The organism is Sphingomonas sp. (assembly GCF_026460985.1).
Lineage (GTDB): Bacteria > Pseudomonadota > Alphaproteobacteria > Sphingomonadales > Sphingomonadaceae > Sphingomonas.
This window is the reverse complement of the sequence record NZ_JAPKNM010000086.1, coordinates 38,497-49,848: the sequence shown is the minus strand read 5'-3', so window position 1 is coordinate 49,848 and position 11,352 is coordinate 38,497. Positions and strand designations below refer to the sequence as shown.

The window sequence follows — 11,352 nt, the reverse complement described above, 5'->3', positions numbered from 1 at the left end:
ACGCCGTCGGCTTCTTCCTGACCGCCGGCTTCCTCGGCATGATGTATTATTTCGTGCCCAAGCAGGCCGAGCGGCCGATCTACAGCTACCGGCTGTCGATCATCCACTTCTGGTCGCTGATCTTCCTCTACATCTGGGCCGGCCCGCACCACCTCCATTACACCGCGCTGCCCGACTGGGCGCAGACGCTCGGCATGGTGTTCTCGGTGATGCTGTGGATGCCGAGCTGGGGCGGCATGATCAACGGGCTGATGACGCTCAACGGCGCGTGGGACAAGGTCCGCACCGATCCGATCATCCGCATGATGGTGTTCGCGCTCGCCTTTTACGGGATGAGCACCTTCGAGGGCCCGATGATGTCGGTGAAGAGCGTCAACTCGCTCTCGCACTACACCAACTGGACGATCGGCCATGTCCATTCGGGCGCGCTCGGCTGGAACGGCATGATCACCTTCGCCGCGATCTACTACATGACGCCGCGCCTCTGGGGCCGCACCCGGCTCTATTCGCTGCGCATGGTCAACTGGCACTTCTGGTGTGCGACGCTGGGCATCGTGCTCTACGCCGCCTCGATGTGGGTGGCGGGCATCACCCAGGGCCTGATGTGGCGCGAATATGGGGACGACGGCTACCTCGTCTACTCCTTCGCCGAAGTCGTCCAGGCGATGCACCCCTATTACGTGATCCGCGTGGCCGGCGGCCTGCTCTACTTCCTCGGCGCGCTGTTCATGGTCTGGAACGTCTGGATGACGATCGCCGGCAAGCTCCGCGAGGAGGCCCCGATGAGCGACGCCGCCTTCGATCCGGCGCGCGACCATCCCCTCCCCGCCCGCGACGCGGCGCCCGCCCCCGCGTCGCTGCCCGCGAACGATGGCGGCCGCGTGACCGCCGCCGCCGAATAAGGAACGCCGAAGATGCCAAGCCTCGTTCAGGGCCACAAGAAGATCGAGCGCAACGTCACGCTGCTGGCGGCGCTCGCTCTGGTCACCGTCGCGATCGGCGGGATCGTCGAGATCGCGCCCTTGTTCTGGATCCAGTCGACCGTCGAGAAGGTCGAGGGCGTGCGCCCCTACACGCCGCTCGAGCTTGCCGGCCGCAACATCTATATCCGCGAGGGCTGCTACGGCTGTCACAGCCAGATGGTGCGGCCGTTCCGCGACGAGACTGAGCGCTACGGCCATTACAGCCTCGCCGCCGAGAGCATGTTCGACCACCCGTTCCAATGGGGTTCCTCGCGGACCGGCCCGGACCTCGCGCGCGTCGGCAACCGCTATTCGGACGAATGGCACGTCCAGCACCTGAAGGAGCCGCGGGCGGTGGTGCCGGAATCGATCATGCCGCGCTACGCCTTCCTCGCCGAGCGCGAGCTCAAGGCGGGCGACATCGCCGCGCACCTCAAGGCGCTCCGAGCCGAAGGCGTGCCCTATAGCGACGAGGACATCGCCAAGGCGGCGCAGGACCTGCAGACGCAGGGCTATGGCGACGGCGACACCGCCGATCTCGCGCGGCGCTATCCCAAGGCACAGTCGCGCGACTTCGACGGAAACCGCGGTCGGCTGACCGAGATGGATGCGCTCGTCGCCTATCTCCAGGGGCTCGGCACGCAAGTCGACTTCGCCGCCGCAGCAGCACGCGAGAAGGCGAAATGAACTACGACGCGCTGCGCCATTTCGCCGACAGCTGGGGACTGGTCGTCATGGCCGCCGTCTTCCTGACGCTCGTCGCCTGGCCCTTCCTGCCCGGTTCCGCCCGCGGAAATGTCCGCGCCGCCACCAGCATCTTTGAAGACGAGGAACCTATCGATGGCTGACAACAAGCGCATCGACGAGAAGACCGGCACCAGCACGGTCGGGCACGAATGGGACGGGATCGAGGAACTCGATACCCCGATGCCCCGCTGGTGGCTGTGGACCTTCTACGGCACCATCCTGTTCGCGATCGTCTATTGCGTCGCCTATCCGGCATGGCCGCTGATCAGCGGGGCCACGGAAGGCGTCCTCGGCTGGTCGAGCCGCGGCCAGCTCCAGAGCGAGCTTGCCGCGGAGCGCGACCGGCGCGCGCCGGTGATGCGCGCGCTCGCCGCGACGCCGCTCGAGCAATTGCCGGGCAACCCGCAGCTGTTCGCCGCCGCGGTGGAGGGCGGACGCTCGGCATTCAAGGTCCACTGCGCCGCCTGCCACGGCGCGGGCGCTGCCGGAAGCAAGGGCTACCCCAATCTCAACGACGACGACTGGCTGTGGGGCGGCGACCTCGCCACGATCCAGCAGACGCTCGAGCATGGCATCCGCCAGCCCGGCGACGACGCGACGCGCCAGTCGCAGATGCCCGCCTTCGGGCGCGACCAGCTGCTCAAGCCCGAGGAGATCGAGGACGTGGTGTCCTATCTTCGCTTCGCGTCGAAACAGGAACCCGCGAACGCCTCCGCCAAGCGCGGGGCGCCGGTCTTCGCCAACAATTGCGCCGCGTGCCATGGCGACAATGCCCGCGGAAACCGCAGCGTCGGCGCCCCCAACCTGACGGACGCGATCTGGCTCTACGGCGGCGATCGCGCGGCGCTGGCCGAGACCGTCGCCAACAGCCATGGCGGGATCATGCCCGCCTGGGGCAAGCAGCTCGATCCGGTGACGATCAAGATGCTCGCCGCCTATGTCCATGCGCTCGGCGGCGGCGAGGCGACTCCGCCAGCCGCACAGGTCGCCGCCGCTCCGGCCGAGCCCCGGTGATCGAGCGATGAACGCGCCTGCCGGGCCCGGCCCCGCGTCGCACCTCTTCGAGGCGCGGCGCAAGGTGCTGCCCAAAGCGGTGAAGGGACCGTTCCGCCGCTTCAAATGGGCGGTGATGGCGCTCACCCTGCTGGTCTATTACGCCACGCCGTGGCTGCGCTGGGACCGCGGGCCCTACGCCCCCGACCAGGCGGTGCTCGTCGACCTCGCGCATCGCCGTTTCTACTTCTTCTCGATCGAGATCTGGCCGCACGAATTCTATTACGTCGCCGGACTGCTGGTGATGGCGGCGATCGGGCTGTTCCTGGTCACTTCGGCGGTCGGCCGCGCCTGGTGCGGCTATGCCTGCCCGCAGACGGTGTGGACCGATCTGTTCCAGCATGTCGAGCGCCTCATCGACGGCGACCGCAATGCCCAGCTCCGCCTGCTTGCCGCGCCGTGGGGGCCGAAGAAGATCGCCCGCCGGATCGCCAAGCACGCCATCTGGATCCTGATCGGCCTGCTCACCGGCGGCGCGTGGATCTTCTACTTCGCCGACGCGCCGACGCTCGCCCGCCAGTTCGTGCGGGGCGAGGCGCCGCTCGTCGCCTACACCACCGTCGGCATCCTTGCGGCGACGACCTATGTGCTCGGCGGGCTGCTGCGCGAGCAGGTCTGCCAATATATGTGCCCCTGGCCGCGCATCCAGACCGCGATGATGGACGAGCGCTCGCTCACCATCACCTACAAGTTCTGGCGCGGCGAACCGCGTACGCGCGGCCTCAAGCGCAGCAAGGCGGCGGAGACGCATCCGGTCGCGCTGCTGGAGACCGGCGACTGCATCGACTGCAATGCCTGCGTCGCGGTCTGCCCCACCGGCATCGATATCCGCGAAGGGCCGCAGATCGGCTGCATCACCTGCGGACTGTGCATCGACGCCTGCGACGACATGATGACGCGCATCGGACGCGAACCGAAGCTGATCGCCTATGCGACCGAGCTCGACGCGCGCGCGGAGCAGGCCGGCGAGGCGCCGGTGTCGCCGCTGCGCCGGCTGCTGCGCGTGCGTACGCTCGCCTATTTCGCGGTCTGGTGCGCGATCGGCATCGCAATGCTGACGATGCTCGAAGGTCGCACGCGGCTCGAGCTGAGCGTGCTCCAGACGCGCAACCCGCTCTGGGTGCGGCTCAGCGACGGCGCGATCCGCAACACCTATGAGATCAAGGTCCGCAACCTCGAGGCTCGCCCGCGCGAGATCGAGCTGACGATCGGCGGCGTGCCCGGAGTGGTCTGGGCGGAAACCGGCGACCGCGCCGGCGCGGGGCAGAGCGTGCGCTTCCGCGTCGAGGCCGACAAGGTCGCCAAGGAGCGCCTGTTCTTCGCCGCGCCCGAGGCGGGGCCGCAACGCAGCGATCTCCGCTTCACCGTCCGCGCGCTCGACCCGCAAGGCGAGGTCGCCACCACCACCAGCCATTTCGAACGCCCGGAGATCCGGCAATGACGCGTCCCTTCACCGGCCGGCACATGGCGGCGATCCTGATCGGCTTTTTCGGCATCGTGATCGCCGTCAATTTCGTCATGGCGACCAATGCCGTGCGCACCTTCGGCGGCGCCGTGGTCGACAACAGCTATGTCGCGAGCCAGCGCTTCAACGCCTGGCTCGCCGAGGCCCATGCGCAGGATGCGCAGGGGTGGAAGGCCGAGGCGCGCGGCACGAGCGACGGTGCGCTCCTCGTCGCGCTCAGGGACGCCGACGGACCGATCAAGCGTGCCGCGGTAACCGTCGAGGCCGAACACCCGCTCGGCCGCCTGCCCGGCCGCAGCTTCGCTCTCACGGCGCTCGGCGACGGCCGCTACGCCGCCCCGCACGCGCTCCCCGCCGGCCGCTGGCGGATCCGGATCGACGCGCGCGCCGCCGGCCGCGACGCCCGCTTCGTCGAGGATGTGCGGCTATGAACGCCCCGACGTCGCTCCGCGCCGCCGCGCCGCTTGCCGACACCGATCTCGTCGTCGACGGGCTGCGCTGCGCCAGCTGCATCGCCAAGCTCGAGCACGGCCTGCTCGCGCTCGACGGCGTGATCGAGGCGCGGGTCAATTTCACCACGAAGCGGCTCCACGTCGCACACGATCCGGCGCTCGACGCCGAGGCGCTGATCGCCGGAGTCGGCAAGTTCGGCTTCGAGGCGCACCTGCTTGCCGAGGCGAAGACCGCCGACAGCGAGAGCAAGCGACTGGCGCGCGCGCTCGCCGTGGCGGCATTCGCGGCGATGAACGTGATGCTGCTCTCGGTCTCGATATGGTCGGGCGCCGACGGCGCCACCCGTGCGCTGTTCCACTGGCTCTCCGCGTTGATCGCCTTGCCCGCCGTGGCCTATGCCGGCCGCCCGTTCTTCGAGAGCGCGTGGCGCGCCCTGCGCCAGGGCCGCACCAACATGGACGTGCCGATCAGCATCGGCATCACCCTCACTTGCGCGATGAGCCTCTACGAAACCGCGGTGCAGGGCCCGCACGCCTATTTCGACGGCGCGGTGATGCTGATCGCCTTCCTGCTCGGCGGCCGGCTGCTCGACAGCGTGATGCGCGAGCGCGCGCAGGATGCCGTCGCCTCGCTGCTCCGCAAGCTGCCGGACGACGTGCGCGTCCTCGATGATGACGGACGGGTCCGCAGCGTGGCGGTGGCCGAAATCCGGCCCGGCATGCGCGTGCTGGTTCCCGCCGGCGACCGCATCGGCGTCGACGGGGTGGTCGAAGCCGGAATCAGCGATATCGATCGCAGCATCGTGACCGGCGAAAGCGCACCGGAGCCCGTCGAGGCCGGCGGCATTGTGCTCGCGGGAACGATGAACCTCACTTCGCCGCTCGCCGTCCGCGTCACCGCCGCGGCGACCGACACGGTGCTGGCCGACATCGCCCGGCTGATGGAAGCCGCCGGACAGCACAAGTCGCGCTACGTCCGCATCGCCGACCGCGCCTCCCGCCTTTACGCGCCGGCGGTGCATCTGCTCGCCGCGCTCAGCCTCGCCGGCTGGCTGATCGCCGGCGCCGGCTGGCACGAAGCGCTGCTGATCGCCGTCGCGGTGCTGATCATCACCTGCCCCTGCGCGCTCGGGCTGGCGGTGCCAGTGGCGCAGGTCGTCGCTTCCGGCGCGCTGATGCGCCGCGGCGTGCTGGTGCGCGACGGCGCCGCGATCGAGAAGCTCGCCGCGGTCGACACCGTGCTGCTCGACAAGACCGGCACGGTGACGCTCGGCCAGCTCACCCCGGTCGCCGGCATGCCCGAGGATCCGGAGGCGCGTCGCCTCCTGCTCGCACTCGCGCTCGGCACCCGCCATCCGCATGCCCGCGCGATCGCCGCAGCGCTGGAAGCCGAGGGAGTCGTTCCGGTGCCGCTCAGCGAGCTCCGCGAAGTGGTCGGCAGTGGCGTCGAGGCGATGGTCGACGGGCGCCGCGCGGCGCTTGGGCGACTTGCGTGGGTGGCGCCCGGTACCGAGGCGCCGGATGCCGAGGAGGTGAGCACTTGCTTCGCGTTCGACGCGGCGCCGGTCTCCCGCATCCTGTTCGCCGACGCCGAACGCGTCGACGCGCCCGCGGCCGTCGCCCGCCTCAGGAAGCTCGGCCTCGACCTACAGTTCGTCTCGGGCGACGCCTGGCTGGTCGTCCGGACGCTCGCGCACCGGCTCGGGCTGTTCGCCCGCGCACGGATGTCGCCCGCCGACAAATATGGTGCGGTCGCCCGGCTCGAGGCCTCGGGCAAGCGCGTGCTGATGGTCGGCGACGGCGTCAATGACGGACCGGCGCTCAAATGCGCCTCGGTCGGCATGGCGCCCGCCGCCGCCAGCGACGTCGGGCGCCAGGCCGCCGACGTCGTCTTCTTCGGCGACCGCCTGATGCCGGTGCCGGTCGCGATCGCGGCGGCGCGGCGGACGATGCGGGTGGTACGGCAGAACTTCGTGCTCGCCATCGGCTACAACGTGCTGGCGGTACCGCTGGCGATCGCCGGCTATGTCACCCCGCTCGTCGCTGCCCTGGCGATGTCGGGCTCGTCTATCCTCGTCGTCGCCAATGCCCTGCGCCTGCGGAGCGCCGCGCGATGAGCATCGTCGCCGTCCTCATCCCCGTCGCGCTGCTGCTCGGCCTGCTCGGCCTCGGCGCGTTCTTCTGGGCCTCGTCGAGCGGCCAGTTCGACGATCTCGACGGAGCGGCGCTGCGCATCCTGATCGAGGACGAGGCCGCCGCTCGCCCGGATGACCGGCGATGAGCCGCGCCGCGACTCTTGTCGCGATGGCGGCGATGCTGCTCGCCGCCGCACCGCGCGCGTCCGCCTCCGCACCGGTGTTGGGGCGCCTCTGCGCCGCGCACCCCCTGCCGCTGCCGCTGCGCCAGCGCGACGAGCGCCGCGACTGCCCCGATGCCTGTCACGCCGCCTGCACGCGAAGCGCGCGCGGCGAAGGCGAGGACGAGAACTGCGACTGAGCCATCCGGGGAATCCACAAGTGCCGGGCCGCGTCGCTGCTGGCATGGCGCACACGATGACGATCGCGCTCGCCCGCTCCGCCGCCGAACCCGCCTGGCCCTTCTACCCCGAGCTGCTCGCCACGCCGGTGCCGCGTTACACCAGCTATCCCACCGCAGCCGAGTTCGTCGAAGGCTTCGACGGCGAGGCGCTCGGCACCGCGCTGGACCATGTCTCGGCCGACGCCCCGGTCTCGCTCTACCTCCACATCCCCTATTGCCGTGAAATCTGCTGGTATTGCGGCTGCAACACCGGTGCGGCCAACCGCAGCACGCGGCTCAACGCCTATCTCGAGTCGCTGCTGCGCGAGATCGCGTTGGTGGGGGCGAGGCTCGACGGTCGCGGCAGGATCCGCAGGATCGCCTTTGGCGGAGGCAGTCCCAATGCGATCGCGCCGCAGCAGTTCGATGCGCTGGTCGAGGCGCTGACGCGCCACTTCACCCTCGACGATCCCGTGCTCTCGGTCGAGATCGACCCGCGCGGGTTCGGCAGCGACTGGGCCGAGACGCTGCGGCGCAACCGAGTCACGCGCGCGAGCCTCGGCGTCCAGACGCTGGCGCCGCGTCTGCAGGCGGCGATCGGCCGGGTCCAGCCCGTCGAGACCATCCGCCGCGCGACACAGTTGCTGCGTGGCGCCGGGCTCGACTCGATCAACTTCGACCTGATGTACGGCCTGCCCGGCCAAACGGCGCGCGACCTGCTCGAGACGCTCGACGAGTCGGTGGCGATGGCGCCCGACCGGCTCGCCGTGTTCGGCTATGCGCATGTCCCGCACCTCATCCCACGCCAGCGGCGAATCGACGCGACGGCGCTTCCGGACGCGTCCGCCCGGTTCCGCCAGGCCGCGCTCGCGCACGACCGCCTGATCGACCATGGCTTCGTGCCCGTCGGCTTCGATCATTTCGCCAGGCCCGGCGACGCGCTCGCAGAGGCCGCCGCCTCGGGGGCCCTGCGCCGCAACTTCCAGGGCTTCACCGAGGATCAGGCAGAGATCCTGATCGGCCTCGGCGCCTCGGCGATCAGCACCTTCCCGGACCGGCTGCTGCAGAACGAGAAGAATGCCGGCCGCTATCGCGAGCGGATCGCCGCCGGCGCGCTACCGGTGAACAAGGGCGTCATTCGCGACGCCGAGGATCGCCTCCGCGGCACCGTGATCGAGCGCCTGCTGACCACCGGCCGGGCCGAACTCCCGCGCGCGATCGACCTGGCGCCGGAAATCGCGCGAGTGGAACGTTTCGAGGCTCGAGGTCTGGTGCGGGTCGAAGACGACTTCATCGAACTGCTCCCGCAAGCTCTGCCATATGCACGCACCATCGCGGCGGTGTTCGATCGCTATCGGCAGGCGAGCGTCAGCCGCTTCAGTTCGGCGATCTGATTTGGAATCCGGCCGCGCTCTCCAACCTGTCGGGTGCGAGTGATGCCCGACTTCGTCCCTGGGCTGGCGCTGGCGCTCGCGATCGGCCTGCTGATCGGCTTCGAACGCGGCTGGCAGTTTCGCGACGAGCCCGACGGGCAACGCGTGGCTGGCGTGCGTACCTTCGCGATCCTCGGGCTGCTCGGCGGCCTCGCCGGCCTGACCGCCTCCGGCGCGCTTCTCGCGCTCGGATTGGTCCTCGTCGTTGCCGCGGCAGCCATGTTGCTGATCGGCCATGCGCTGGCGATGCGCCAAGACGGCAACGTGAGCGCCACGGCGGCTGTCGCGGCCTTCGCGACCATGCTGCTCGGCGCGCTGGCTTCGACCGGGCAGCACGCGCTCGCGGCGATCGCAGCCGCCGCAATCGTCACCTTGCTGTCCGCTCGTGGTCCGCTGCACCGGCTGGTCGAGCAAAGCTCCGAACAGGACGTCCGGGCGCTGGTCCGACTGGCGTTGGTCGCCTTTCTCGTCCTGCCGTTGCTGCCCGATACGGGCATCGGCCCGCATGGCAGCCTCAATCCACGCCGGATCTGGGTCGTCGTCGTGGTGATCGGCACCATCTCGTTTGCCGGCTACATTCTGACACGATGGCAAGGCCCGCGGCATGGCAGCCTCGTCGCCGCGGCCTTGGGGGCGCTCGTGTCCTCCACCGCGGTCACGCTGGCCTGCGCCCACGCGATCCGGCGCGGCGAAGGCGCCGCCAATCAGGCGGGCGTGGCGCTCGCCTCGGCGATCATGCTGGCGCGCACCCTCCTGCTGGTCGCGGCGCTGGCACCGCTGGCACTCTCCGATGTCGCGATGCTGGTCGGCCCGGCACTGGCCGTCGCGATCGTCGCGGCAGCCTTGCTGCTTTGGGCAACCGCGGCGCACGGTGGAAGCTCTGCCGAAGTCCCGGCAAAGCCGCCCGGTTTGGCCACGGCGTTCCTCTTTGCGGCGCTGGTGGCCGTGATCACGGTGGCCGCCGCATGGCTCGAGCATCGGATCGGCGAGGGTGGCGGCGCGGCGGTCATCGCAATCGGTGGCATGGTCGATGTCGACTCCGCCATCGCGGCGATCGGTGCCCTTCCCGCCTCGGCGCTGTCGGCGCGGCTGGCGGCGCTCGCGATCGCCGCTCCCGTTGCCTTCAACACGCTGCTCAAGCTCGGTCTGCTCTTGAGCATCGCCGGATGGCGGCGCGCGCAATGGGCCGCGCTGGCACTCCTCCTGCCGGTCGTCGCCGTCGGGGCAAGCACTGCGCTGCTGCTGGCCTAGCTGTCCGGATCAGATGCGGGTCGCTCCTGCGGAGCGGCATCGGGTGTGTAGCCCGGATCGGGCGGACAGACATATTCCGGCGCGCAGCGGCCTGGCTGCTCTGCCGGCGACGGCGTGGATGGCGCCTCCGCGGGCGCGCGCGGCTCGATCGTATCGGGCACAGGAGAAACCGGCTTGTGGGACATGATCGCATCTCCATGCTGGCTTCGGAAGCGACAGCAAGCACAGCCGGAATGCGCGGCGGTTGGCGTGTCGAACATTGGGAAATGTACGAGGCAGCCGCGTCGGTAAGCTTCCCAATGGGATCGCCCGGAAGGCCGAGAGGACGAAACCCGGCATTGAACCGAGCGCCACTGACGCTCGGGTACGCAACCCGAGTACGGGGCGGGGCCATGCCGAAACTGGCCGGATTGGCTGACCGATGCCAGAAGAACGGTTCCGCGCGAGAGGCGTCCTATTGAAGAACGATGTTCTGTAGCACGCTGTCCATTTCGCGGGCCGCTGCCCCGGTTATGTCCATGGCGTTGTTCCAGCCATAGGCGTGGTCGCGTTCCATCACGACACTGCATGCGCTGCGTGTGATGACGCGGCTGAGTGCGTCGTTTAGCGCGCGATCGATCTGCTGCTGGCCGCGTGTCTGCGCGGCGATGAAGCGCGCATTCTGCTGCTGCTCGATGCCCTGCGCCCGTTGGTTGAGCGCAGCCAGCTGTCGCTGGAATTCGATCGGCGCGATGCCACTCTGCCGCGCTTCGAGCGCCTGGCGCTCGCGATCGAGGGACGCGCGTCGTTGCGCCAGCTCGCCGTTCAGCGACGTCTGCATCTGCCGCAGCTGGACCTGCATCGACTGGCCCGCCCGCGAGGCGCTGATCGCGCCCATGCGCGACAACAGGCACATTCCCGGGATCGGCGATCCGAATGTCTGCGCCGACGCGGGAAGGCTGACGAGCATGAGCAGGGAGGTGGCGAACAGGCCGATCAATCGCATGGCGCCACCTCTCTCTCAATCAGTTCGCGGCCGCAACCCGATCCGCGCAGGATTGTTCCTGCCAGATCACTTCGGACACCGTGACGCTATAGCGTCCGCGCTGCCGCTCGAAACGGATCTGCATCCGGCAGCGCACCCGTTCCGTGCTCCCCGGCGCGACGGGGAAGAACAGGACATAGTTCCACCGGCGCGTGATGCCCTCGCCGAAATGCGGCGGGCCGAGCAGCGGATAGATGCTGAACTTGTCGACCCCCGGCGTGATCAGCCGCACGGATGCGGGGCTCACCGTCACGCCCAGTTTCTTGTGCTCGAGCGGTGCCTTGTGAAAGGCCGAGGGATCGACCGACGCCACATAGGTGGCGGGCGGCTGGGGTGAAGCCTTTTGCGCGACGGCCGCAGCCGGACTGATGAGGCCGAACCCCGAAAGGATCGTGAGCGCGAGGAACTCGGTTTTCATTGCGTCCTCCTTGGAAGGTCAGATGAGCGG

The 11,352-nt window shown here is 69.5% G+C and carries 13 protein-coding genes; 11 read left to right on the top strand and 2 right to left on the bottom strand.

Annotated features, from left to right (window positions below; translation table 11 throughout):
• From MT490_RS14470 to MT490_RS14420, 11 genes are all read left to right on the top strand, one after another.
• Positions 1–902: cbb3-type cytochrome c oxidase subunit I (locus tag MT490_RS14470; RefSeq protein WP_297389091.1), on the top strand; the 902-nt coding region annotated here is incomplete at its 5' end.
• Positions 903–914: 12 nt separating this feature from the next.
• Positions 915–1,649, top strand: a complete 735-nt coding sequence (ccoO, locus tag MT490_RS14465; protein WP_297389088.1) for a cytochrome-c oxidase, cbb3-type subunit II — start codon at positions 915–917, stop codon at positions 1,647–1,649.
• A complete protein-coding gene (locus MT490_RS14460; RefSeq protein ID WP_297389085.1) occupies positions 1,646–1,810 on the top strand; it encodes a cbb3-type cytochrome c oxidase subunit 3 in 165 nt (54 codons plus the stop codon). The genes ccoO and MT490_RS14460 overlap by 4 nt, the downstream gene beginning before the upstream one ends.
• The gene (gene ccoP, locus MT490_RS14455; protein WP_297389083.1) at positions 1,803–2,723 is read left to right on the top strand and encodes a cytochrome-c oxidase, cbb3-type subunit III; all 921 of its coding nucleotides are present in this window, start codon (positions 1,803–1,805) and stop codon (positions 2,721–2,723) included. Before MT490_RS14460 ends, ccoP begins: the two co-directional genes overlap by 8 nt.
• 7 nt (positions 2,724–2,730) lie before the next feature.
• A complete protein-coding gene (gene ccoG / locus MT490_RS14450) occupies positions 2,731–4,203 on the top strand; it encodes a cytochrome c oxidase accessory protein CcoG (RefSeq protein ID WP_297389080.1) in 1,473 nt (490 codons plus the stop codon).
• On the top strand, positions 4,200–4,658 hold the full coding sequence (locus MT490_RS14445) for a FixH family protein (RefSeq protein ID WP_297389078.1): 459 nt from the start codon (positions 4,200–4,202) through the stop codon (positions 4,656–4,658). Before ccoG ends, MT490_RS14445 begins: the two co-directional genes overlap by 4 nt.
• The gene (locus MT490_RS14440; protein ID WP_297389075.1) at positions 4,655–6,796 is read left to right on the top strand and encodes a heavy metal translocating P-type ATPase; all 2,142 of its coding nucleotides are present in this window, start codon (positions 4,655–4,657) and stop codon (positions 6,794–6,796) included. Before MT490_RS14445 ends, MT490_RS14440 begins: the two co-directional genes overlap by 4 nt.
• Complete coding sequence (gene ccoS, locus MT490_RS14435; protein WP_297389073.1) at positions 6,793–6,960, top strand: cbb3-type cytochrome oxidase assembly protein CcoS; 168 nt, start codon at positions 6,793–6,795, stop codon at positions 6,958–6,960. Before MT490_RS14440 ends, ccoS begins: the two co-directional genes overlap by 4 nt.
• A 23-nt stretch (positions 6,961–6,983) precedes the next feature.
• A complete protein-coding gene (locus MT490_RS14430; protein WP_297389071.1) occupies positions 6,984–7,175 on the top strand; it encodes a hypothetical protein in 192 nt (63 codons plus the stop codon).
• 56 nt (positions 7,176–7,231) lie between these two features.
• Positions 7,232–8,590 (top strand): oxygen-independent coproporphyrinogen III oxidase, encoded by a 1,359-nt coding sequence (hemN, locus tag MT490_RS14425; protein WP_297389070.1) that lies wholly within the window; start codon positions 7,232–7,234, stop codon positions 8,588–8,590.
• A 42-nt stretch (positions 8,591–8,632) separates the two neighbouring features.
• Positions 8,633–9,880, top strand: a complete 1,248-nt coding sequence (locus tag MT490_RS14420) for a DUF4010 domain-containing protein (protein WP_297389068.1) — start codon at positions 8,633–8,635, stop codon at positions 9,878–9,880.
• A gap of 454 nt (positions 9,881–10,334) precedes the next feature.
• Here MT490_RS14420 and MT490_RS14415 read toward each other — a convergent pair whose 3' ends face one another.
• Both MT490_RS14415 and MT490_RS14410 read right to left on the bottom strand, forming a co-directional pair.
• Positions 10,335–10,865 carry an OmpH family outer membrane protein gene (locus MT490_RS14415; RefSeq protein WP_297389065.1) on the bottom strand — a complete coding sequence of 177 codons (531 nt, stop codon included), beginning with the start codon at positions 10,863–10,865 and terminating at the stop codon, positions 10,335–10,337.
• Positions 10,866–10,884: 19 nt separating this feature from the next.
• Positions 10,885–11,322: an outer membrane protein assembly factor BamE gene (locus tag MT490_RS14410; RefSeq protein ID WP_297389061.1), complete on the bottom strand. Its 438-nt coding sequence runs from the start codon at positions 11,320–11,322 to the stop codon at positions 10,885–10,887.
• Between the last annotated feature and the right edge of the window lie 30 nt (positions 11,323–11,352).